The organism is Pseudomonas morbosilactucae (assembly GCF_023241665.1).
In the GTDB taxonomy this organism is placed as follows: Bacteria; Pseudomonadota; Gammaproteobacteria; order Pseudomonadales; family Pseudomonadaceae; genus Aquipseudomonas; species Aquipseudomonas morbosilactucae.
Genome location: NZ_JALQCX010000008.1, coordinates 56,287 through 80,873, shown reverse-complemented (window position 1 = coordinate 80,873; position 24,587 = coordinate 56,287). Strand labels below are relative to the sequence as shown.

Sequence of the window (24,587 nt, the reverse complement as noted above, 5' to 3'; positions counted from 1 at the left end):
CTGGCAAGCCAGCGCCCACAGCCCCCCGCAAAACCCTCCCCCTGTAGGAGCCGGCTTGCCGGCGATCGGTCCTCAAGTCCTGCATCGCCCTGAAGATCGCCATCGCTGGCAAGCCAGCTCCTACAGCGCCGTCGGGCAGCGTTTTTTGGGGGCGTGTTGCGGCAAAAAAAGCAAAATCGCCATGTGTTCCCTTCGTTCTTTCTTACGTCGCACTCTTCACTGTTCGTTTCTCTATGCCTGGAGTTTTCTCGATGCCTTCGCCCAAATCCCTGCCCACTGCGCTGCTGGGGCTGGCCCTTGCCTGCCCAACCCTGGCCGAGGCTCAGAACATGGAACTGGGGCAGGTGCTGATTGAGGCCCCGGCGCAGGGTGGCGAAGATCAGGCAGTCGAGGACGCCAAGGCCCGCTTGGCCCAGGTCCCTGGCGGGACCAACGTGGTCGATCTGCGCCAGCCGCTGCAGGGGCGCGTGGCCAGTAACCAGGATGTACTGGCGTATCAACCGGGGGTCTATGCCCAGTCCGCAGGCAACGAAGGGGTGAAGATCTCGATCCGCGGTTCGGGGATCAATCGCGCGCCCGGCGCCCATGCCTCGGGGGTGTACGCGATGCTCGACGGCCTGCCGCTGACCGGCCCTGGCGGCACGCCCTATGAGTTGCTGGAGCCGCTGTGGCTCGACCATGTGGAAGTGCTGCGCGGCGCCAACGGCTTCGACCGTGGCGGCCTGGCCCTGGGCGGCGCCATCGACTACGTGAGCCACACCGGTTACGACGCGCCGCTGCTGCAGGTGCGCTACGCCACCGGCAGCCACGGCTATCGCCAGCGTCAGGTCAGCTCCGGCCAGGTGCTGGGGGATTTCGACTATTACCTGGCCGTAACCGACGCCCGCTCCGACGGCTACCAGGACCACACCGCCAGCGCCAGCCAGGGGGTAATCGCCAACTTCGGCTATCGCTTCAACCCCAACCTGGAAACCCGCTTCTACCTACGTCACCGCGAGGCCGACAACGAGCTGGCCGGCCGTGTGACCAAGCGTTCCATCGAGCACGATGCGCGGGCGGCCAACCCGGTCTACCAGGCGCGGGATTACAACCGCGACCAGCCGGGCAGCACCTTTATCGGCAACAAGACCACCTATTACATCGATGACGATTCAAGCATCCAGACCGGCCTGGTCTACCACGATTACCCCATGGACCTGCGCGAAGGCCCCAACCGCCTGAGGGTGGCGTACAGCGATGTCAGCGGCACCTTCGACTACAAGCGCCGCGACGCCCTTTGGGGCCTGGAAAGCCGCAGCAACCTGGGCCTGCGCGTGACCAAGCACTTGCCCAATGCCGGCGCCAGCGAGTTTGTGCGCATCCCCACAGGCAACACTGCCGGCTACGCGCCGGGCACGCGGATTCGCGACTTTACCTACCAGGGTTCGGACAGCGTGCTGCATCTGGGCAATGACCTGGAGATTGCTGATGACCTGTGGCTGACCACCGGCCTGGCGGCCATCTACACCCGCCGTGAAAGCGCCGTGACCTACCCCGAAGGCGGCGGCAAGACCAGCCTCGGCGACTGGGACTACGCCCCGCGTGTGGGCCTGCGCTACCAGCTGACGCCCCAGGTGCAGCTGTTCAGCAACCTCAGCCGCTCGGTGGAAGCGCCCCACCCCTGGTCGCTGATCTACAGTGCCAACCAGCGCTTCCCGGTAGGCAGCGGCGTTGCCACCGGCGCCCAGCGTGACCCGATCGAGCTGCGTAACCAGACCGCGACCACCCTGGAGCTGGGCGGCCGTGGCGACAGCGCCCTGGGCCAATGGAGCCTGGCCTGGTACTACGCCCAGGTGCGTCATGAACTGCTCTCGGTGTTGCCGGACGCCAGCGCCACCACGCCCTACGAACTGAACGCCAGCCCCACCGTGCACCAGGGTGTGGAGGCCAGCCTGCAGAGCACCCTGTGGGCGCCGGACCAGGGCGGCCAGTTGAGCCTGCGCCAGGCCTACACCTTCAGCGACTTCCATTACCGTGACGACCCGCGCTTCGGCGGCAACCGCCTGCCGGGCCTGCCGATGCACTACTACCAGGGCGAACTGCGCTACGACTGGCCCCTGGGCTTCTTCGCTGCGCTCAACACCCAACTGGTGTCCAAGGTCGCGGTGGATTACGCCAACAGTTACGAAGCCGATCCTTACGCGCTGTTCGGTGCCACCCTGGGTTACAACGCGCCGAAGAACGACTGGCAGACCTGGCTCGACCTGCGCAACCTGACCAACCAGCACTACGCCGCCACGGTGACGCCGGGTTACGACGACAAAGGCCTGGACGCGGCACGCTCCACGCCAGGCGAGGGCTTGGCGATGTACCTCGGGGTCTCGTGGAGCCTGCGCTAAGGCCGGGGCAGATTCAGAAGCGCCGGGTGCTGATCAACTCATCCAGCACCCGGGTCGGCACCCGAAACGGCACCGACATGTGATCCTCCCCCGGCTCGACCTGGAAGTCGCTGCGCAAACCGTACTGCGACAGGTCCTGCAAGCGGAGTTGCAAGGCTCGGGCATCCTGGATTTCCTGGACCATGTCCCGCTCGCCCATCAACAGGGTCAGGCTGCGGTGGGTCAGGTCCACTTGCCCGGCACGGGCCCGTTGGCTGAAGGCACGCTCGGGCTCCATCAGGTAGCGATCGCGCCACCACAGGCTCGGGCTGACCGCCACCACATGCTGGAACAGTGCCGGCCGGGTGAACAGCGCATAGACCCCGAACATGCCGCCAAAGGAATGCCCCACCAGACTGCGCTGATCCTGATCGACCTTGAAGCGCTCGCTGACTTTCGGCATCAGGCGCTTTTCGATGAACTCAAGAAACAGGTCCTGCCCCCCTTGCGGCGGCTCATTGCGTTCCTGGGGCACCGGCGGTGACAGATCGAAGGCACGACGCACAAAGTCCAGCGGCGTGTCGCTCGGGTAACCGATGGCCACGATGATTGAGGCGCGCAGTCGGTCCTGGGCGCGCTTGGCGGCGTGGAAGGCCGGGAAGTAGGCGTTGCCATCCAGTAAATAGATCACCGGATAGCCGCCGGTGTAAGGCACCTCCCCCTCCGGCAGGCTGATCATGATCCGATACTCGCGGCCCTCGGCGCTGTGCATCGTCCACTGTTCGGTACCGTCCAGGGTCACAGGTTCTGCCTGGGCGGCGGCAAAACTGCCCAGGAGCATGGCGCCCAGGCCCATCAATAAATGGCGCATCATCGTCCCCCTCCTCACCAGCGATAGCTCAGGCTGGTGACGACGCTGCGCGCCTCACCTCGGTAGCAATAGCCTTCCTGACAATTGATGTAGCGCTTGTCGAACAGGTTGCGCGCATTCAACGCCAGGCGTACGCCGTCCAGGCCGCCACCGAAGTCGTAGTGCACGCCGCTGTCGACCAAGGTGTAACCCTCGTTCTTCACGGTGTTGGCCTTGTCCCCGTAGTTGCTGCCGGTGTAGCGCGCGCCGGCAGACAGGCCCAGGCCCATGGGCAGGCGGTAGTCCAGCCACAGCGAGGCCAGGTGCCGCGGCACATTGATCGGGTCCTTGCCTTCGTTGCCTTCCGTGCTGCGGGTGACCTCGGCATCGTTGAAGCTGTAGCTGGCGGTCATGCGCAGGCGGTCGCTCAGGTCGGACACTGCCTCCAATTCCAGGCCGCGGGAGGATTGCTCACCGGTCTGGGTGCTGTAGAGGGTATTGAACGGGTCCCGGGTGCGCACGTTGGTTTGCGTCAGTTGGTAGAGGGACGCGGTCAACAGGGTGCTGCTACCCGGTGGCTGGTACTTGAGGCCCACCTCGTACTGCTCGCCCTGGGTCGGTTTGTAGGGTTGGTGATTGGCGTCGGTGCCGCTCTCCGGCAGGAAGGACGTGGCGTAGCTGGCATAGGGCGCCAGGCCATTGTCGAACAGGTAGAGCACGCCGAGCTGGCCGGTGGTGGCCGCATCCCGAGTGCGGGTGTCGGCGCCGAACAGGTGGTCGGAGCGACGCACCTTGACCGAATCACGGCGCAACCCGGCCGACAGGCGCCACTGGCCAAGATCGATCTGGTCCTGCAAGTACAGGCCGCTGCGATGCTCCAGGCCGTCCTCGTCAGCCAGCGCCGTGGTGGGACGATTCACCGGCTGGTGATAGTTCGGTGCATAGCGGTCGATGGAGGGGCCGGGGCCGGTGGCGTACAGCAACGAGGTGTCGACCCACGCGTAATCCACGCCGGTGATCAAGGTGTGTTGCAGAGGCCCGGTGGCGAAACGGCTGATCAGGCGGGTGTCGGTGGACAGCGACGACATGTCCTCATAGACCCCGACCGCCGTGCGGTCCAGGGTGTGGCCGTCGCTGGAGCCGGTGGGTTGCAGGTACTGATTGGTGGTGTCGACTTCGCCGTAACGCAGGTTCTGTTGCAGGCTGAAGGTGTCGTTGAACGCGTGCTCGAACTCATAGCCGAGGGTCCACTGGCGTTGTTCGAGCTTGTCGAAATACTCGTCGCCCTGCCAGAAGTGGGTCAGGTGGTCGCCCTCCTGATAGAGCATCGGCGAAGCCCCGGTCTCACGCTCCTGATACTGCGCCAGCACCGTCAGGCGGGTGTCGGGGTCGATCTGCCAGCTCAACGAAGGCGCCAGCAGGCGGGTGTCGTTGTTCAACTGGGGGATGTAGTTCTCCGCATCGCGGTACACGCCCACGGCGCGGAACAGCACATCCCCCTCTTCATCCAGGCGGCCGCCGACGTCGAACTGCGCCTGTTGGTGGTTGTAATTGCCGGATTGCACTTGCACTTCGTTTTTCGCCAGCAGGCTCGGGCGCTTGCTCACCCGGTTGACCATGCCGCCGGGGTTGACCTGGCCATAGAGCACCGAGGCCGGCCCCTTGAGCACTTCGACGCGCTCCATGTTGTAGGCCTCGGTGGAGTACAGGGACAGCCAGCCACTGCCCGGCTGGCGCAAGCCATCGAGAAAGTCGGCAGCGATGGTGGTCTCGAAACCGCGCACGCTGATCATGTCGAAACGCGGGTCCAACCCGGAACTGCCCACCCGCACACCGGCGCTGTAGGCCACGGCATCTTCGATGCGGTCGACCTTGCGGTCGGCGATCTGCTCGGCCGTCACCACGCTGACGCTCTGGGCGGTTTCCAGGATCGGCTTGTCGGTCTTGGTGGCACTGCTGGCGTTACTGGCGAAGTAGCCTTCCACCGGAGCGAAGGCGCTCTGCGATGCGCTGGCATTGATGTTGGTGGCTTCCAGCTGGACGCTGGCCTCGCTCTTGGCCGGCAACACCACGTAGCCGGACGAGGTCTTTTGCGCCACCAGGCCACTGCCGCCCAGCAACGTTGCCAGGCCGTCGTCCAGCGAACCGCCGCCGGCCAGCCCCGGGCTGCTTAGGCCACGCACGGCTTCCGGGGAATAGGACAAGGTAATCCCGGCGCGCTCGGCAAAGGTGCTCAGGGCCTGTTGCAAAGGCCCGGCCGGAATGCTTGGCGCCGTTTGCCCACTGGCCGCCGCGACCGCTTGGAGGGGCAGGCTCGCCGTGCCCCCGAGCAAGGCCAGCGCCAGGCACACGGCGCCTGGCAAGGTACGGGATGGGAGCGGCACAACGGCACGCAGAGGCAGTCTGGCAAGCAACATGACGGTTTCCATTCAGGGAGTGATCATCCCTAACCGGATGAACCGCGAAAGTCCGACAAATTATTTACACCAGCGGCATGACGCGTACCCACCAACGGGTGCGCTCGACGATGCGGACTGGCAGCAGGTAGGTGATGTTGCTCAGCATGGCCGCGGGTTCATCCAGGCGGAACACCCCAGACAGGCGTAGGTCCGCCACGCTGTTGTCACAGCCCAGCCAGCCCTGGCGATAACGCCCGGCCTCGGCCAGGAAGTCCCCCAGGCGCATGTCGTTGACCAGCAACAGGCCGCGGGTCCAGGCAAACGGGTCCAGCGGCCCCGGGCCCAGCGCGGTCATCTGGGTGGCGTGAACCCCCAGCCCCTGACCGGCCAGCAGGCGACGCTGGCCGAACGGGGTGGAGATCAGCACCTCGCCGCGCTCGACATGGATTTCGCTGTAGCCCTCACGCTCGCGCAGCACCGCCCTGGCCTGCCGGCCCTCACACTCGGCAAAACGGCAGCGCACCCGCCAGTCGGCGCCGTCCACCAGCAGTTCGCCCGAACGCAGCAACAAGTCGCGCCCCTGCACATCCACGGCACTGCCGGTGTTGAGCAGCAACTCAGCCCCCGCCCCCAAGTCGACCCGACGGCGCTCGCCGGTGGCCGTGGCAAAGTCGCTGCGCCAGGCCGGTGACGCGGTGCCAACCAGCAGCGTGGCGCTGCCGGCGGCCAAACCAAGGCCCAGCAGCTTCAAGGTGCGACGGCGGCTCAGGTCGGCTTCGGCACGGCGCAACAGCGGAATGGTGCGCGCGGCATCGGGCAGATGGCTGGCCTGGAACAGCCCACCCATCTGCTGCAACCGTTGCCACGCCAGTTCATGGCGTACGTCGTGACGGCGCCAGTCGTGCAGTTGTTTGTGCAGCTCGCTGTTCTGGGCGTTGGCGCGCAAGCGCATCTGCCACTCGATGGCGGTGCGCACGATGTCCTCCGGCAGGCGCTCGGCAGCCGCGCTCACGCGGGCGTCTCGAAGCACACCCGGTAGCAGTGCAACAGCGCGCTTGCCACATGCCGCTCCACGGTCCGGCTGGACAGGCCCAGTTCCTGAGCCACCTGTGCGTGGCTCAAGTCACCGAGCTGGTACAGCAGGAAAGCCTCACGCACGGCCGGCTTGAGGCCATCGAGCAATTGAGCGATGCGCTCCAGGCATTGCAGCGCTTCATGCCGCACCTCGGGTGACGGATGGCTGGCCTCCGGCAACTGGGCCAAGGCCTCCAGGTAGGCGCGCTCCAGGGCGTCGCGACGCCAGTGGTCGATCACCAGACCACGGGCAATCCGCACCAGCAGTGCCCGCGGAGCACGGGCGCTGATCGGTTGGCCGCGCACCAGCAACCGCACAAAGGTGTCCTGGACCAGGTCCGCTGCCTGCTGCGAGCACCCCAACGAGCGCCATAGCCAGCCCTGCAACCAGCCACGCTGGGTGCCGTACAAGACATCGAGGGAAACGATCGAATCCGTTTCAGGGAGCGACATGGAGCGCCTCAGGCAGACAAACACGAAAACGCCAGGCAGGAGCCTGGCAGACGCGCGCACCTTAAACGCGAATTGTTCCCATTACAATCTTTTCAAACGCCGGGCTCGACCGCTCATCCAGGATCTGTGCTAGGTGCCTGGCGCTACCGTCTAGCTCAACCCTACAGCTCAACCCGGTAGCTCCGCCGTATAGATCACAGTTTGTGCACTGTTGGCTGTGGCCGTCGGCCGGGTGAAGTAGGTGTCGCCTTCGTCCGTCTGGATCTCGTATTCCACCTTGCTGGCGGCACGGTCCGCGGCCTGGGCGTGCTTGATGATCTTGGTGACCCGCTGGAATTTCACGCTTTGGGTGCCGTTCTGGTTGGGGCCGGTGAGCACGTTGACGCTCTGCAGCCAGCCGGCGTTTTTTCGGTTGGCCACCAGCGCGCCGTTCATGGCTTCAAACCGTTCCAGCCGGGTGAAGCCCCACAGGGTCTGCTCCTCCACCGCCTGGCCGCGAGCGGCAGAACCGGTAAACACGAACAGGTTGATCGCCGGGCTGTCTTCGCAAAAGAAGTCATAGGGCACCAGCCCGTCGACCATTTTCCTGCCGGAAACGAATCCTTTTTTATGCACCTGAAACATCGCCACCTCCACTCAATGGCCTGCCGAAAACACGCGCAACCGCTGCGCAAGCATGAGTGGAAAGTCTAAAGAGCGGCGGCGTACAGGGCCGTCAAGGCTATGTAATATCGTGTAAAGATCCGCTGCGCGGCAGGCGGATGTCCACGCTCAATCCGCCGCCCTGACGGTTGCGCGCAAGGATGCTGCCGCCATGCATTTCCACGGCCCGGGAGGCGATCGCCAAGCCCAGGCCAAAGCCCACGCTGGCATCGCCCAGGCCCCGCTCGAAGGGCTGGAAAATACTCTGCAAGCGTGGCGCTTCCACCCCCGGCCCCTGGTCGCTGATATGTACGGTCAGGCTGTCGCCATCGATTTCGGCGCTGACCTGCACCGTGGTGCCGACCGGGCTGTAGCGCACGGCGTTGCGAATCACGTTCTCGAAGCAGCGGTACAGCAGTTCACCGTTGACCTGGGCGACAAAGGGCGCGCCCGCCTCCAGGCTGACCCGGCAGCCTTTCATCTGCGCCTCGAACTGGGCGTCTTCGACGATCACCGCCAGCCACTCGATGATGTCCAGTGACTCGCGCTCGATGCTCTCAGGTCGGCCCTGCAGGCGGGCCAGGGTCAGTAGCGCTTCGATCAGGGTGTCCATGCGCTCGGATTCACGCTCGATGCGTTCGAGCATGTCCAGGCGTGCCTCGTCCTGCCGCAACAGGCCGATGGCCGCCTGCATGCGGGTCAAGGGCGAGCGCAACTCGTGGGAGATGTCGTGCAGCAGGTGCTGCTGAGCCTCCACCAGCAGCCGCAGTTGGTTGGCCATGCGGTCGCAGTCCTCGGCCAGGTCGACGATTTCATCCCGACGCCCACCCATCATCGGCTTGACCCGGGTGCCGAAGCGGCCCTGGGCAACGTCGCTCATGGCCCGGCGCAAATAGGCCAGGGGCCACGCCAGGTAATAGGCCAGGTAACCGCTGAACAGGGCGCTCATCACCGTGCCGATGATCAACGGCACCAGGCGCCCTGGCCCGCCCTCATGGCCATCGTCTGCGGGATGGGTGGAACGCAGCGACAGGCTCAAGCCCTCATGGCTGAGTACCGTGCGCTCATAAACGGGATGGGGCACGGGCGAGCCAGCCAGCAGTTGCCCGGCTGCGTCATACACGCCCAGGGCCTGATCCGGCGGGTGCTCCCACACCGCCAGTAACTGGCGCCCCGATTCGACCCCGAACTGGCGCAGCAACTGTTCTTCGCTGGCCAGGATCGCCTCCAGGTGCGGGTCGCCGGGGCGCATGCTGCCCAGCAGCAAAATGCACAGCCCCACCAGAAAGGTCAGGCTGGTGGCCAGCCAAAAGGCCAGGAACAGTTTCCAGAACAGTCGGCTGGGTTTCATCATTCGACGATCAACAGGTAGCCGAGGCCGCGCACGCTCTGGATCCAGGCCTTGGCGTCGGGGCGCGGCCCAAGTTTCTGGCGGATGCTGCTGATGTGCACGTCGATGCGCCGGTCGTAACGGGTCAAGGGGCAGCCCAAGGCGTTGAGGGACAGGTCCTTTTTACTCACCACCTGCCCGGCCGAGCGGGCCAGTTCTTCGAGCAGGCTGAATTCGGTGCTGGTCACCCCCAGTTCGCGGCCCTGCCAGAGGGCCTGGCGCTTGCCGGGCCAGAGTTCCAGGGGGCCGGTCCTGATCACTTCCGAGGTGCGCGGTTCCACTGGCTGCACCCGCCGCATGATGGCCCGCAACCGCGCCACCAATTCACCCGGCGAACTGGGCTTGGGCACATAGTCATCGGCCCCCAGTTCCAGGCCGGTGATCTTGTCGATGTTGTCGCCCCGGGCGGTCAGCAGCACCACCGGCACCTGGCTGCTGGCGCGGATACGCCGCAGCACCTCGATCCCCGAGAGGCGCGGCAGCATTACGTCGAGCACCACAATGCTGTAGCGCCCCGACAGCGCATGGGTCTCGCCCTCCTCCCCGGTGTGCACCGCAGTGGCCGCAAAACCTTCGCGCTGCAGGTACTGGCTGAGCATTTCGGTCAGTTCCTGGTCATCGTCGACGAGCAATACGGAGATCATGGCGGACTCTTGAATGGGCAGGCGGCCATTATCGCCGCCGCACCGGGCAGCGTCATCGCTTCAGGCCAACCTTTACCTAACTTGACATTGGGTTAACCGCACCAAACGCCGCGCACTCTTAAGCTGGCTGTCCACCTGTCTGGCCGCTGGCGAAGACCGCCTGCGGCGAGTTGCCTGAGCGCGCCTGCGCTGCTTGTCGATGTGTCCTGGAAAAGATCTTGATGAATTTTTCGCGCCTGCTCTGCTCGGTTGCGCTGTTGCTCAATACCACCCTGGCCCACGCCCAAGGCTTCAAAATCACCGATATTCGGATCAACGGCCTGCAGCGGGTGTCCGCCGGCAGCGTGTTCGGCGCCCTGCCGCTGAACGTCGGCGACGAAGCCGATGACCGGCGCCTGGTGGAGTCCACCCGCGCCCTGTTCAAGACCGGTTTTTTCCAGGACATCCAATTGGGCCGTGACGGCGATGTGCTGGTCATCAATGTGGTGGAACGACCTTCGGTGGCCAGCATCGAGTTCGAAGGCAACAAGGCCATCAGCACCGACGACCTGATGAAAGGCATGAAGCAGTCCGGCCTCACCGAGGGCGAGATTTTCCAGCGCGCCACCCTCGAAGGCGTACGCAATGAACTGCAACGCCAATACGTTGCCCAGGGTCGCTACTCGGCCTCGGTGGACACCGAAGTGGTGGCCCAGCCGCGCAACCGCGTGGGCCTGAAGATCAAGATCGATGAAGGCAGCGTGGCAGCGATCCAGCACATCAACGTGGTGGGCAACACGGTGTTCAGCGACAGCGAGCTGCAAGAGTCATTCACCCTGAAGACCAGTAACTGGCTGTCGTTCTTCAAGAACGACGACAAGTACGCCCGGGAAAAGCTCTCCGGCGACCTGGAGCGCTTGCGTTCCTATTACCTGGACCGTGGCTACATCAACATGGACATCGTCTCGACCCAGGTGTCCATCACCCCGGACAAGAAACACGTCTACATCACCGTCAACATCCACGAAGGGCAAAAGTACCAGGTGCGTGAGGTCAAGCTCAGCGGCGAGTTGAAAGTTCCCGAGGAGCAGGTCAAGTCCCTGCTGCTGGTGCAGAAGGGCCAGGTGTTCTCACGCAAGCTGATGACCAGCACCTCGGACCTGATCACTCGGCGCCTGGGCAACGAGGGTTACACCTTCGCCAACGTCAGCGGCGTACCCACGCCCAACGATGAGCAACACACGGTGGATATCACCTTTGTGGTGGACCCGGGCAAGCGGGCCTACGTCAACCGCATCAACTTTCGTGGCAACACCAAGACCGAAGACCAGGTGCTGCGCCGGGAGATGCGCCAGATGGAAGGCGGCTGGGCCTCGACCTACCTGATCGACCAGTCCAAGGTGCGCCTCGAACGCCTGGGCTTCTTCAAGGAGGTCAACGTGGAGACCCCGGCGGTGGCCGGGATCGACGACCAGGTCGACGTCAACTACGCGGTGGAAGAACAGGCCTCGGGCTCGATCACTGCCAGCGTTGGCTTTGCACAGAGCGCCGGGCTGATCCTCGGCGGCTCGATCACCCAGAACAACTTCCTCGGCACCGGCAACTACGCCAGCCTGGGCCTGACCCGCTCGGAGTACCAGAGCAAGTACAACCTGGGCTACACCAATCCCTACTTCACCCCGGACGGGGTCAGCCTGGGCTACAACCTGTTCTACAGCACCACCGACTACAGCGATTACTACGATGACGGCGTGTCCTACTACGCCATCAACAGCTACGGCGCCGGCACCACCTTCGGCTACCCGATCAATGAAACCTCGCGCCTGAGCCTGGGCCTTACGGTGCAGCACGACAGCATCGAGCCCGGCACCTACAGCGCCGACGAGATCTATGACTTCGTCGAGCGTGAAGGCAAGGAATTCAACAACCTCAAGGCCAACCTCGGCTGGTCGGAATCGACCCTCAATCGCGGGGTACTGGCGACCCGCGGGCACTCCCAGAGCCTCAATCTGATGGTCACCGTGCCCGGCAGCGACTTGAGCTTCTACAAGCTCGACTACTCCGGGCAGACCTTCCTGCCGGTCAGCGACGCCACCTCCCTGCGCTTCCACACCAAGCTCGGCTACGGCAACAGCTACGGCTCTACCGACGGTTTGCCCTTCTATGAGAACTACACCGCCGGCGGCGAAGGCTCGGTGCGCGGCTTCGAAAGCGGCACCCTGGGCCCACGCAACACCCCGGCCACGGGCACCTACGCCAGCGCCGGCCAGGCCTACTACTCCGACCGCGACACCGATGCCCTGGGGGGGAATATCCTGATCACCGGCGGCGTCGAATACCTGTTCCCGCTGCCCTTTGTCAAAGACAGCAAATCCCTGCGCACCTCGGTGTTCTGGGACGTGGGCAGCGTTTATTCGAACAAGTGCTACCTGAGCACTACCCAGGGTTGCGACGGCGTCGATCTCAACCAGATGGCCAGCTCCGTGGGCGTTGGCGTCACCTGGTACAGCCCCATGGGCCCCTTGAGCTTCAACCTCGCCTACCCCATCAAAAAGCCCGAAGACGCCGACACCCAAGTGTTCCAATTCTCCATGGGACAGACATTTTGAGGGAGAAGCTCGAAACTCCAAGCTCCAAGCTCCAAGCTCCAAGCTCCAAGCTCCAAGCTTGAAGCTTGAAGCTGACGACTTACAACTGCCCACACATCGATAGCCCCCTAACGAAACCCCCGTTCCAGAGGGCTCGCGGGGGGCTTATATCATTCGCGATGATAGTTACCTTTGCTTCATTCGATTCGTGACATACCCCCTCGCCGCTCATCATCCGCACCATCTCAAATTACCTTGGCGGATGAACCATGGACCAGTCACTCAAACTCTTGCGTTTCCCACTTGCGGCCCTGGCCGTGATCGTGATGAGCGCCTGCGGCAAAGCCCCCGAAAACGCGGCCGCCCCTGCTGCTGCCAGCGTCAGCGTGGCCAAAGTGCTGGAGCAGCCCGTCAACGAGTGGGATGAATTCACCGGTCGCCTGGAAGCCCCGGAAACCGTGGAAATCCGCCCACGGGTGTCCGGTCAGATCGATCAGGTGGCCTTCACCGAAGGCGCCCTGGTGAAAAAAGGCGACCTGCTGTTCCAGATCGACCCACGCCCGTTCCAGGCTGAAGTTCGCCGCCTCGAAGCCCAACTGCAACAAGCCCGCGCCACCGCCACCCGCAGCGCCAACGAAGCCCAGCGCGGCCAGCGCCTGTTGACCAGCAATGCGATCTCCGCCGAGCTGGCCGACACCCGCACCAGCGCCGCCCAGGAAGCCCGTGCCGGCGTGGACGCGATCCAGGCCCAGCTGGACCTGGCCAAACTCAACCTGAGCTTCACCCGAGTGGTCGCGCCCATCAGCGGTCGCGTCAGCCGTGCCCAGATCACTGCCGGCAACCTGGTGACCGCCGATGTCACCCCGCTCACCAGCCTGGTGTCCACCGGCAAGGTGTACGCCTACTTCGACGCCGACGAGCGTGTGTACCTCAAGTACACCCAGCTGGCGCGCCAGGGCCAACGCGGCCAAACCACCCCGGTCTACCTCGGCCTGTCCAATGAAGATGGCCACCCGCACCTGGGCCAGATGGACTTCGTCGACAACCAAGTCAACCCGAAAACCGGCACCATCCGTGGCCGCGCGGTGTTCGACAACCGCGATGGCAGCTACACCCCGGGCCTTTATGCACGCCTGAAACTGGTGGGCAGCGGCACCTATTCCGCGGTGCTGATCACCGATGAAGCCGTGGGCACCGACCTGGGCAAGAAGTTCGTACTGGTGATGGACGCTGACAACAAGACAGCCTACCGCTCCGTCGAACTGGGGCCGAAGATCGAAGGCCTGCGCATTGTCCGCAGCGGCCTGAACAAAGACGACACCATCATCGTCAAGGGCCTGCAGCGGGTTCGCCCGGGCTCGCCGGTCAGCCCGGAAGTGGTGCCCATGGCCAGCCAGGAAACCCTCGCCGCTCTGGCGCAACAACGACAAGCACTGGAAGCCAGCAACCTGCCGCAAGTGGCGCCCGCGAAAAGCGCGCCCGCCCCGGCAGTGAAGCTCGCCAGCGCTGCGACTCCACGCGGTTAAGGGACGACTAATCCGATGAATTTCTCCCAGTTCTTCATTTCCCGGCCGATCTTCGCAGCGGTGCTTTCGCTGCTGATCCTGATCGCCGGGGCCATCTCACTGTTCCAACTGCCCATCAGCGAATACCCGGAAGTGGTACCGCCGACCGTGGTGGTGCGCGCCAACTTCCCGGGGGCCAACCCCAAGGTCATCGGCGAAACCGTCGCTGCGCCCCTGGAACAGGCAATCACCGGGGTCGAGAACATGCTCTACATGTCCTCGCAATCCACCGCTGACGGCAAGATCACCCTGACCATCACCTTCGCCCTGGGCACCGACCTGGACAACGCCCAGGTGCAGGTGCAGAACCGCGTGACCCGTACCGAACCCAAGCTGCCCGAAGAAGTGACGCGTATCGGTATCACCGTCGACAAGGCCTCGCCCGACCTGACCATGGTTGTGCACTTGACCTCGCCGGACAAACGCTACGACATGCTCTACCTGTCCAACTACGCCCTGCTCAACATCAAGGATGAGCTGGCGCGCCTCGGCGGTGTCGGTGACGTGCAACTGTTCGGTATGGGCGACTACTCGCTGCGGGTCTGGCTCGATCCGAACAAGACCGCGTCGCGCAACCTGACCGCCACCGATGTGGTCACCGCCATTCGTGAACAGAACCGTCAGGTCGCTGCCGGTGCCCTGGGCGCCCCACCTGCGCCCAGCGCCACCAGCTTCCAGCTGTCGGTGAACACCCAGGGCCGCCTAGTCTCCGAGGAAGAGTTCGAAAACATCATCATCCGCGCTGGCGATGACGGTGAAATCACGCGCCTCAAAGACATCGCCCGGGTCGAATTGGGCTCCAGCCAGTACGCCCTGCGCTCCCTGCTCAACAATCAGCCGGCGGTGGCAATCCCGATCTTCCAGCGCCCCGGCTCCAACGCCATCCAGATCTCCAATGATGTGCGCGAGAAGATGGCCGAGCTGAAGAAGAACTTCCCGCAAGGCATGGACTTCAGCATCGTCTACGACCCGACCATCTTCGTGCGTGGCTCCATCGAGGCGGTGGTGCACACCCTGTTCGAAGCGCTGATCCTGGTGGTGCTGGTGGTGATCCTGTTCCTGCAGACCTGGCGCGCCTCGATCATTCCATTGGTGGCGGTACCGGTGTCGCTGATCGGCACCTTTGCGGTCATGCACCTGTTCGGCTTCTCGCTCAATGCCTTGTCGCTGTTCGGCCTGGTGCTGGCCATCGGCATCGTGGTGGACGACGCCATTGTGGTGGTGGAGAACGTCGAGCGGAACATCGGCCTGGGCCTGAACCCGGTGGAAGCCACCAAACGCGCCATGCGTGAAGTGACCGGCCCGATCATCGCCACCGCCCTGGTGCTGTGCGCGGTGTTTATCCCCGCGGCGTTCATCTCCGGCCTGACGGGACAGTTCTATAAGCAGTTCGCCTTGACCATTGCCATCTCCACGGTGATCTCGGCTTTCAACTCCCTGACCCTGTCGCCGGCCCTGGCTGCCGTCTTGCTGAAAAGCCATGACGCGCCCAAGGACCGTTTCTCCAAGGTCCTGGACAAGCTGTTCGGCGGCTGGCTGTTCCGTCCGTTCAACCGGTTCTTCGATCGCGCCAGCCATGGTTACGTCGGCACCGTAAGCCGAGTGATCCGCAGCAGCGGCATCGCCCTGCTGCTCTACGCCGGCCTGATGGTGCTGACCTTCTTCGGCTTCTCCAACACCCCGACGGGCTTCGTACCCGGCCAGGACAAGCAATACCTGGTGGCCTTCGCTCAACTGCCGGACGCCGCGAGCCTGGACCGCACCGAAGACGTGATCAAGCGCATGTCCGACCTGGCGCTGAAACAGCCGGGCGTGGAAGCGGCCGTGGCCTTCCCGGGCCTGTCGATCAACGGTTTCACCAACAGCCCCAACGCCGGCATCGTGTTTGTCACCCTCAAGCCGTTTGACCAGCGCAAGGACCCAAGCCAGTCCGCCGGCGCCATTGCCGGGGCCCTGAACGGCCAATTCGCCGGAATCCAGGAAGCCTACATGGCGATCTTCCCGCCGCCGCCGGTACAAGGCCTGGGCACCATCGGTGGTTTCCGCCTGCAGATCGAAGACCGGGGCAACCTGGGCTACGACGAGCTGTACAAAGAAACCATGAACATCATCAATAAAAGCCACAACGTGCCGGAACTGGCCGGGTTGTTCACCAGCTACACCGTGAACGTGCCCCAGGTCGATGCCGCCATCGACCGGGAAAAAGCCAAGACTCACGGCGTGGCCGTCAGCGACATCTTCGACACCCTGCAGATCTACCTGGGTTCGCTGTATGCCAACGACTTCAACCGCTTTGGTCGCACCTACCAGGTCAACGTCCAGGCCGAGCAACAGTTCCGCCTCGAAGCCGAACAGATCGGCCAGCTGAAAGTGCGCAACAACAAAGGCGAGATGATCCCCCTGGCGACCTTTATCAAGGTCAGCGACACCTCGGGCCCGGACCGCGTGATGCACTACAACGGCTTTATCACGGCTGAGATCAACGGCGCTGCCGCCCCTGGCTACAGTTCCGGCCAGGCCGAGAAAGCCATCGAGAAACTGCTCAAGGAAGAACTGCCCAACGGCATGACCTACGAGTGGACCGACCTGACCTACCAGCAGATCCTCTCGGGCAACACCGCGCTGTTCGTGTTCCCGCTCTGCGTATTGCTGGCGTTCCTGGTGCTGGCTGCCCAGTACGAAAGCTGGAGCCTGCCACTGGCGGTGATCCTGATCGTGCCGATGACCCTGCTGTCGGCCATTACCGGGGTGATTCTCTCTGGCGGCGACAACAACATCTTCACCCAGATCGGACTCATCGTGCTGGTGGGCCTGGCCTGTAAGAACGCGATCCTGATCGTCGAGTTCGCCAAGGACAAGCAAGAGGAAGGCCTGGACCCGCTCGCCGCGGTACTGGAAGCCTGCCGCCTGCGTCTGCGGCCGATCCTGATGACCTCGTTCGCCTTCATCATGGGTGTGGTGCCCTTGGTGTTCTCCAGCGGTGCCGGTGCGGAAATGCGTCACGCCATGGGTGTGGCGGTGTTCTCCGGGATGCTCGGGGTCACCTTCTTCGGCCTGCTGCTGACGCCAGTGTTCTACGTCCTGATCCGTAACTATGTGGAACGCAGCGAAGCCCGCAAAGCCGCCCGTGCCCTGCAACTGGAGGCGCAACCATGAGCCTGAAAGTCTTCCTTCCGAGCCTGCTGGTGCTGGCCCTCAGCGCCTGCGCCGTGGGCCCTGACTACCAGGCCCCGAACACCGAGGCGGCCCATATCGCGGCCGCCACCGATGGCGCCGCGGGCCAGAAGAACTTCGACCGCGCACGTTTCGAAGGCATCTGGTGGCAGCAGTTCGACGATCCGACCCTGAACCAGTTGGTCAGCCGTTCGTTGCAGGGCAACCGTGAGCTGCGGGTGGCCTTTGCCCGCCTGCGGGCTGCCCGAGCGATCCGCGATGACGCCAGCAACGATGTGATGCCGACCATCACCAGCCGCGCCAGCAGTGACCTGGCCAAGGGTCAGATCCCTGGCCAGACCACCCGCCGGGTCAGCAGCGAGCGCTACGACCTGGGCCTGGACATGGCCTGGGAGCTGGACCTGTTCGGCCGCATCCAGCGCAATCTGGAAGCCACCGACGCCGACCAGCAAGCGGCCGAAGCCGATCTTTATCAGTTGCAAGTGACGATGATTGCCGAGTTGGTGGACGCCTACGGACAGCTGCGCGGTGCGCAACTGCGAGAAAAGATCGCCCTGGCCAACCTGAACAACCAGCAGGAGTCGCGCAAAATCACCGAAAGCCTGCGCGATGCCGGAGTCGGCGACCAGCTCGACGTGGTCCGCGCCGACGCGCGCCTGGCCTCGGTCGAAGCCAGCGTGCCGCAGTTGCAGGCTGAACAGGTACGCCAGCGCAATCGCATTGCCACCTTGTTGGGTGAACGCCCAGACGCCCTCAGCGTCAACCTGTCGCCGGCGCAACTGCCAGCAATTGCCAAGGCCCTGCCGATCGGCGACCCGGGTGAGCTGCTGCAACGGCGCCCGGACATTCTCAGCGCCGAACGGCAACTGGCGGCGGCTACCGCGCGCATTGGCGTGGCCAAGGCCGACCTGTTCCCTCGGGTCAGCCTCAGCGGCTTCCTCGGTTTTACCGCCGGGCGCGGCTCGCAGATCGGCTCGTCGGCGGCCAACGCCTGGGCCCTGGGCCCGAGCATCACGTGGGCGGCGTTCGACCTAGGCAGCGTCCGTGCCCGTCTGCGGGGTGCCGACGCCCAGGCCGATGGCGCCCTGGCCAACTATGAACAGCAAGTGCTCTTGGCCCTGGAAGAATCGGAAAACGCCTTCAGCGACTACGGCAAACGCCAGCAACGGCTGATCGCGCTGATCCGCCAGAGCGAGTCGAGCCGCGCAGCGGCGGATTTGGCGCAGATTCGCTACCGCGAAGGCACCGTGGACTTCCTGGTGCTGCTGGACGCTCAGCGCGAGCGCCTGGCGGCAGAAGACGCCCAGGCCCTGGCCGAGGTCGACCTGTACCGCGGCATCGTGGCCATTTACAAAGCCTTGGGTGGCGGCTGGCAACCACAAACCGTAGCCAGCAACTAAGCTTCAACGTGCTCCTTTGGTTGGCCGCAACCAACCAATTTTTTGCCCCGCGCCCCATTCGGTCGCGGGGCTTTTTTTTGCCGCCTCCGACCGATCGTTCCCACGCTCCGCGTGGTAACGCAGCCCATGACGCTCCGCGTCACTGCGCGCACAAGGCGGGACGCGGAGCGTCCCAGGAGGCATGCCCACGGGGACCGTGGGAACGAAGGGAACTGGCTGATAAAGCCGGTCGATGGGGCGGTCGACGATTGCGATTGGACAGCCTGCCACCGCGCTCCTACTCTCCACTCGCCGCGTATTCGCCTTGGCCCTCCCCGATGATTGTCCGCCCCAAACCCAACCTGATCGGCATTCTGTTTTCCTTGAAAGGCTCCATCGCCCGGCGCATTGCCCTGCGCAGTCTGTTGGTGACGCTGCTGGCCTCGGTGATCGTGCTGGTGGAAACCTGGCACCCGGCGTATTTCTCCAAGGTCAATGCCACGCCCTTCACCTTGCTCGGGCTGTCGCTGTCGATTTTCATGAGTTTTCGCAACAACGCCTGCTACGACCGCTGGTGGGAAGGCCGCAAACAGTTGGGGCAGTTGGTGATCGAGGTGCGCTCACTGATCCGCGAAACCCTGGTCATCGGTGCCGGCGCTGAACGCACCGCCCTGCTGCGCGAACTCTGCGGCTTCGCCCACAGCCTGATCGCCCGCCTGCGGCAAGAAGATGAAAGCCGCGCGCAACAACCCTGGACCGCCGACCCCATCGACCCTCGACACCCCAACCCCAGCGACGCCTTGCTGCAACGCATCGGCGGGCGCTGTTCGGCCCTGGCCACCCAGGGCCTGATCAGCGACTGGCGCTACACCCAGCTGGAAACCCGCCTGGTCAGCCTGAGCCAGGTGCAGGCGGCCTGCGAGCGGATCAAGAGCACGCCGCTGCCCTTCCCTTACACCTTGCTGCTGCACCGCACCATTTACCTGTTCTGCATCCTCTTGCCGTTTGCCATGGCCGAGCCCCTGGGCTGGATGACGCCCCTGTTCACCGCCATCGTCAGCTACACCTTTTTCGGCCTCGACGAGATCGGCGACGACCTGGAGGACCCCTTCGGCTTCGACGAGAACGACCTGCCGTGCAACGCTCTGCTGCGCACCCTGGAACGCGAAATCCTCGCAGCGCTGGGGCACAGCGACCTGCCACCGCCTCTCGAACCGGTGGAGTACGTACTCAACTGAGTGCGGGTTTGACTCGGCACGGTTCCTGACCGAAGCTTGCGCCTCCAAAAAGTCGCCAGTTCCCGGATGCCCGCATGACTAAACCTCGCCGCTACCTGCTGCTCAGCCTGCTCATCGTCGCGGCCCTGGGCCTCGCCTGGGCCAGCTTGCGCAGCAGCCCGCCGGTCGTGCCCGAGGCCATCAAGCACGGTTACAACAAGGCCCTGGAGCAAGCGCGCAACGGGATGCCGGGGGCGGCTCGGGTGCTGTACCAGCAGTTGGCGCGGCCGGACTTGACCGACACCCGGCGTATCCGCCTGCTCGCCGAACTGCCCAACTACCCCAGCCCCCAGGCCCTGAAACTGGCGGACAACGATCTGCAGCACCCCTCGCCGGAAGTGCGCGAGGCGGCCATTCAAGCAGTGCTCGGCCTGGTGCCCAGTGGTCAGCGCAGCCTGCTGCTGGGGCCCCTGCTGAGCGACAGCGAACAAAGCGTACGCTTTGCGGCGGTCAACGCGCTGCTCGGCCTGTCGCCGGATGATCAGGGCCTGTACTTCGGCCCGCTGCAACAAGTGATCGACGAGTACACCCAAGTGCTCAAGGACCAGCCCGACGACGTTGAGGCGCAGCACCAACTGGCGCGCCTCTACCTGCACAACGCCAACCTGATCAAGGCCCAGCAAACCCTGGAACGGGCCCTGGCCCTGCAACCGGATAACCTGCAGGCCGTGGTGCTGCAAATCGAAGTGCTCGATAAACAAGGCCAAAGCGAGGCCGCCCGCGCCTTGCTGGCTAAGCAGTTGCAGGCACAGCAGGACTCGGCCTACCTGCAACACGCCCTGGGCATGTGGTTGCTGCACCATGGCCAGGGTGAATTTGCCCTCTTGGGCCTGTCCCGCGCTGTGGAGCTGGAGCCCAACCAGGCCGATTACCGTTATGACCTGGCCACCACCCTGCACAGCCAGGAGGAGTTGCAGGCCGCACAGAAGCAACTGGAAGAAATCGTCCAGCGCCAGCCGGCCAATCGCAAAGCCCGGGTGCTGTTGATCAACTACTGGAAGGAAAGCGGCCAATTGCAGAACGTCCAAGTGCTGCTGGCCCAGTTGGAGCAGCAAAACCCCGATGACCCGGCCTTGCAACAAGGCCTCTGAGGCGGTTCAGCCAACCGGGCAACAGACAAATCCCTCACCACCGTGGAACCGTCGGTGTGTCGCCAAGGTCAAGTGATCAGGCAGTGTTTCAAGGCCAGAGGCCAGCACTGTCGACTTACCCTAGCCACGTGAGGGCATTTTTTGTCTAACGCCAATGAGTTGATCAGCGCCAAAGCCGCCACCGGCATCGAAGGTCTGGATGACATTCTGTCCGGCGGTCTTTCCCGCAGCCACGTGTTCCTGGTGGAAGGCGAACCCGGCACCGGCAAGACCACGATCGCGCTGCACTTTCTGCGAGCCGGCGCCCAGGCCGGCGAGCGTTCGCTGTACATCACCCTGTCGGAGACCGAGCACGAATTGCGCCAGGGCGCCCAGTCCCACGGGTGGGAACTGGACGACAACATCCATATTTTCGAACTGACCCCGCCGGAAAGCCTGCTTAACGCCGAGCACCAGCAAAGCCTGCTGTATTCCTCGGACCTGGAGCTGGGTGAAGCCACCCGGCAGATCTTCGAAGTGGTGGAACGGGTCAAGCCAACCCGGGTGGTGCTCGACAGCCTGTCGGAGATCCGTCTGCTGGCCCAAAGCTCGCTGCGCTACCGCCGGCAAATCCTCGCCATCAAACACTACTTTGTGCGCTACGACGCCACGGTCCTGCTGCTGGACGACCTGACCACCGAATCCCTGGACAAGACCGTGCACAGCGTGGCCCACGGCGTGATCCGCCTGGAAGAGCTGACCCCCAACTACGGCGCCGAACGGCGACGGGTCCGGGTGGTGAAGTACCGCGGGCAGAAATACCGCGGCGGCTTCCATGACTTCACCATCATGGGCGACGGCATCCACGTCTTCCCACGCCTGGTGGCGGCCGAACACCGCGGCCGCTACGAGCGTCTGCAATTGACCAGCGGCATCCGCGAGATGGACGCCCTGCTGGGCGGTGGTATCGAGACCGGCTCCAGCACCCTGATCCTCGGCCCGGCCGGTACCGGCAAATCCCTGATCTCCATGATCTTCGCGGCGGCAGCCGTGGCCCGTGGCGAGAAAGCCGCGCTGTTTATCTTCGACGAAGAACTGGGCCTGCTGATCGAGCGCATGAAAAACATGGGCATCGATCTGGAAGCCTTGAAGGCCACCGGCAACCTGATGATCGAACAGGTGGACGCCGCCGAGCTGTCCCCCGGCGAGTTGTCCCACCGAGTGCGGCGCTGCGTCGACAAAGACCAGATCAAGACCGTGGTCATCGACAGCATCAACGGCTATCAGGCAGCGATGCCTGAGGAAAACGCCCTGGTGCTGCACATGCACGAGCTGCTGCTGTACCTCAACCGCAAAGGCGCGGCGACCTTCATGACTGTGGCCCAGCATGGCCTGGTGGGGGACATGCAGGCGCCGGTGGACATCACTTACCTGGCCGACACGGTGATCCTGCTCCGCTACTTCGAAGCCCTGGGCAAGGTGCGCCGGGCCATTTCCATCATCAAGAAACGCACCGGCAGCCACGAATCGACCATCCGCGAATACCGCATCAGCAACCGCGGCATCACCATCGGCGAACCCCTGGAAGCCTTCCAGGGCGTGTTGCGCGGCGTGCCTACGTACCTCGGCGAAAGCAAGCCGTTGCTTGAAGACAAGCGGCTTGAGGACAAACACCCGTGAGCCGCGGCGAACCGCTCTCCGAACGGGCCCTGGTGCTCACGCCCCTGGGCCGGGACAGCCAACTGGCGCAGATGATGCTCAAGGAAGCCGGCTTCGAGGGGTAATTACCCCGAACCTGCCGGCCCTGTGTGACGAGCTGGAACGCGGCGCCGGGTTGCTGATCATTGCCGCCGAGGCGCTGCGCGGGGCCGACTTAGCGCCACTGCTGGCGCACCTGGAGCAACAACCCACCTGGTCCGACTTGCCCATCGTGCTGCTGACCCACCACGGCGGGCCGGAACAGAACCCCTCCTCGGCCCTGGGTGCGCCGTTGGGCAACGTGACCTTCCTGGAGCGGCCCTTCCACCCCGCCACCCTGATCAGCCTGGTCAGTACCGCCTTGCGCGGCCGACGACGGCAGTACGATGCCCGGGACCGACTGATCGACCTGAGCCAGAGCGAACTGCGCCTGCAGCGCACCCTGGAAACCCTTGAGCAACAGGTCGAGGAGCGCACGGCGCAACTGCGTCACAACGAAGAAGCCTTGCGCCAGTCGCAGAAAATGGAAGCCGTAGGCCAACTCACCGGCGGTATCGCCCATGACTTCAACAACATGCTCACCGGCATCATCGGCAGCCTGGAGTTGCTGCGCCGACGCCTGGCCCGTGGCCGCACCGAGGACCTGGACAGCCTGATCGACCTGGGCGTGACCTCGGCCAACCGCGCTGCGGGCCTGACCCACCGCCTACTGGCTTTTTCGCGTCGCCAATCCCTGGACTCCAAGCCCGTGGCGATGAACACCCTGGTCACCTCCATGGGCGAGCTGCTGCAACGCAGCCTGAGTGAAAGCATCCAGTTGGAGATGCAGCTCAGCGACCAACTGTGGGTGGCCGAGGCGACCCCAACCAACTGGAAAGCGCCCTGCTCAACCTGGTGCTCAATGCCCGCGACGCCATGCCCCACGGCGGGCGGCTGCGAGTGGAAACCTTCAACCGTCAGCTCGACCGGGCCTTTACCCAGGCCCACGACAACCTGGAGCCCGGTGACTATGTGGTGCTGCGGGTCAGCGATAACGGTTGTGGCATGCCAGAAGCCATCCTCAGCCGAGTCTTCGACCCCTTCTTCACCACCAAACCCATCGGCCAGGGCACCGGGCTCGGCCTGTCAATGATCTACGGCTTCACCAAGCAGTCCCACGGCCACGTAACCCTGGACAGCGAGCTGGGCCGCGGCACCGAAGTCAGCCTGTACCTGCCGCGTTTTGCCGGCGACATGCAAGCGGAGCAGCCCGGCGACCCGCAACAACAGGCGGTGGCGCGCAATGGCGAAACCGTGCTGATTGTCGAGGACGATCCGGCGGTGCGGGTGTTGGTCAGCGAGGTGCTCAGCGAACTGGGCTATGCCTTTCTCGAAGCCGGCGATGCGCGCAGCGCGATGCCGATCCTCGACTCCCCGCAACGCATCGACCTGTTGATCAGCGATGTAGGGCTGCCGGGCATGAACGGCCGGCAACTGGCGGAAATCGGGCGGCAGATCCGCCCGGAGTTGAAAGTGTTGTTTATCACCGGCTACGCAGAGCACGCAGCGGCGCGCGGCGGGTTCCTCGATCCGGGCATGCAGTTGATCACCAAACCCTTCACCTTTGACCTCCTGACCAATACGGTCAGGGAGATGATCAAGGCCTGAGGCGGCGGCGCCTCAGGCCAGCAGTTCCTGGATCTGTTCCTGCAAGGTGTTGAGGTCGAAGGGCTTGGCCAGGATCGGCGCGGTGCGGGTGATGGGGCTGCCGCACTCGACAATCTCGGTGGGGTAGCCGCTGATGAAAATCACCTTGAGGTCCGGGCGCAGTTTTACCGCGGGCTCGGCAATCATCACTCCGGTAATGCCGCCAGGCAGTCGATAGTCGGTAATCATCACGTCCAGGTGCGGCTTGCTGGCCAGAATCTCGAAGGCCTGTTCGCCGTTTTCGGCCTGCAACACGCGATAGCCCAGGCCTGACAGGTAGTCGGCCAGAAGCATCAAAATCACCGGTTCATCTTCGACGATCAATACGACGTCTTGTGCATCTTCGCTCATGGGAAGCCTTT

General features: G+C 64.1%; 16 protein-coding genes and 1 pseudogene. 9 read left to right on the top strand and 8 right to left on the bottom strand.

What is annotated here, in order from left to right; genetic code table 11:
* The first annotated feature begins 251 nt into the window (after positions 1-251).
* A complete protein-coding gene (locus M1B35_RS05040) occupies positions 252-2,378 on the top strand; it encodes a TonB-dependent receptor family protein (protein ID WP_268261392.1) in 2,127 nt (708 codons plus the stop codon).
* Between the two features lie 13 nt (positions 2,379-2,391).
* Here the strand turns inward: M1B35_RS05040 and M1B35_RS05035 are convergent, their stop codons facing one another.
* The 7 genes from M1B35_RS05035 to M1B35_RS05005 form a co-directional block, all read right to left on the bottom strand.
* Positions 2,392-3,231: an alpha/beta hydrolase gene (locus tag M1B35_RS05035; protein ID WP_123333338.1), complete on the bottom strand. Its 840-nt coding sequence runs from the start codon at positions 3,229-3,231 to the stop codon at positions 2,392-2,394.
* 11 nt (positions 3,232-3,242) lie between these two features.
* Positions 3,243-5,624: a TonB-dependent siderophore receptor gene (locus M1B35_RS05030; protein WP_268261391.1), complete on the bottom strand. Its 2,382-nt coding sequence runs from the start codon at positions 5,622-5,624 to the stop codon at positions 3,243-3,245.
* A gap of 64 nt (positions 5,625-5,688) precedes the next feature.
* On the bottom strand, positions 5,689-6,618 hold the full coding sequence (locus M1B35_RS05025) for a DUF4880 domain-containing protein (RefSeq protein WP_268261390.1): 930 nt from the start codon (positions 6,616-6,618) through the stop codon (positions 5,689-5,691).
* Positions 6,615-7,133, bottom strand: a complete 519-nt coding sequence (locus M1B35_RS05020) for a sigma-70 family RNA polymerase sigma factor (RefSeq protein ID WP_123333344.1) — start codon at positions 7,131-7,133, stop codon at positions 6,615-6,617. Before M1B35_RS05020 ends, M1B35_RS05025 begins: the two co-directional genes overlap by 4 nt.
* 168 nt (positions 7,134-7,301) lie before the next feature.
* Positions 7,302-7,757 carry a hypothetical protein gene (locus tag M1B35_RS05015; RefSeq protein WP_123333346.1) on the bottom strand — a complete coding sequence of 152 codons (456 nt, stop codon included), beginning with the start codon at positions 7,755-7,757 and terminating at the stop codon, positions 7,302-7,304.
* 97 nt (positions 7,758-7,854) lie between these two features.
* Positions 7,855-9,129, bottom strand: a complete 1,275-nt coding sequence (locus tag M1B35_RS05010) for a HAMP domain-containing sensor histidine kinase (protein ID WP_268261389.1) — start codon at positions 9,127-9,129, stop codon at positions 7,855-7,857.
* Positions 9,126-9,809 (bottom strand): response regulator transcription factor, encoded by a 684-nt coding sequence (locus tag M1B35_RS05005; protein ID WP_123333350.1) that lies wholly within the window; start codon positions 9,807-9,809, stop codon positions 9,126-9,128. The genes M1B35_RS05010 and M1B35_RS05005 overlap by 4 nt, the downstream gene beginning before the upstream one ends.
* A 221-nt stretch (positions 9,810-10,030) precedes the next feature.
* Here M1B35_RS05005 and bamA point away from each other — a divergent pair, with 221 nt between their 5' ends.
* The 8 genes and pseudogenes from bamA to M1B35_RS04965 all read left to right on the top strand — a co-directional run bounded on the left by bamA (position 10,031) and on the right by M1B35_RS04965 (position 24,186).
* Positions 10,031-12,397: an outer membrane protein assembly factor BamA gene (gene bamA / locus M1B35_RS05000; protein WP_268261388.1), complete on the top strand. Its 2,367-nt coding sequence runs from the start codon at positions 10,031-10,033 to the stop codon at positions 12,395-12,397.
* 248 nt (positions 12,398-12,645) lie between these two features.
* The gene (mexE, locus tag M1B35_RS04995) at positions 12,646-13,902 is read left to right on the top strand and encodes a multidrug efflux RND transporter periplasmic adaptor subunit MexE (protein ID WP_123333354.1); all 1,257 of its coding nucleotides are present in this window, start codon (positions 12,646-12,648) and stop codon (positions 13,900-13,902) included.
* Between the two features lie 15 nt (positions 13,903-13,917).
* The gene (locus tag M1B35_RS04990) at positions 13,918-17,097 is read left to right on the top strand and encodes an efflux RND transporter permease subunit (protein ID WP_268261387.1); all 3,180 of its coding nucleotides are present in this window, start codon (positions 13,918-13,920) and stop codon (positions 17,095-17,097) included.
* Entirely contained in the window at positions 17,094-18,515 is a 1,422-nt protein-coding gene (locus M1B35_RS04985) for an efflux transporter outer membrane subunit (RefSeq protein WP_268261386.1), read from the top strand. The genes M1B35_RS04990 and M1B35_RS04985 overlap by 4 nt, the downstream gene beginning before the upstream one ends.
* 317 nt (positions 18,516-18,832) lie before the next feature.
* The gene (locus M1B35_RS04980; protein ID WP_268261385.1) at positions 18,833-19,732 is read left to right on the top strand and encodes a bestrophin family protein; all 900 of its coding nucleotides are present in this window, start codon (positions 18,833-18,835) and stop codon (positions 19,730-19,732) included.
* A gap of 74 nt (positions 19,733-19,806) precedes the next feature.
* Positions 19,807-20,862, top strand: coding sequence for a tetratricopeptide repeat protein (locus tag M1B35_RS04975; protein ID WP_268261384.1), 1,056 nt, complete (start codon positions 19,807-19,809; stop codon positions 20,860-20,862).
* Positions 20,863-21,003: 141 nt separating this feature from the next.
* A complete protein-coding gene (locus tag M1B35_RS04970) occupies positions 21,004-22,521 on the top strand; it encodes an ATPase domain-containing protein (RefSeq protein ID WP_123333364.1) in 1,518 nt (505 codons plus the stop codon).
* Positions 22,518-24,186: pseudogene (locus M1B35_RS04965) on the top strand (ATP-binding protein). The gene M1B35_RS04970 and the pseudogene M1B35_RS04965 overlap by 4 nt, the downstream one beginning before the upstream one ends.
* A gap of 12 nt (positions 24,187-24,198) precedes the next feature.
* Here the strand turns inward: M1B35_RS04965 and M1B35_RS04960 are convergent.
* On the bottom strand, positions 24,199-24,576 hold the full coding sequence (locus M1B35_RS04960) for a response regulator (protein WP_123333368.1): 378 nt from the start codon (positions 24,574-24,576) through the stop codon (positions 24,199-24,201).
* Between the last annotated feature and the right edge of the window lie 11 nt (positions 24,577-24,587).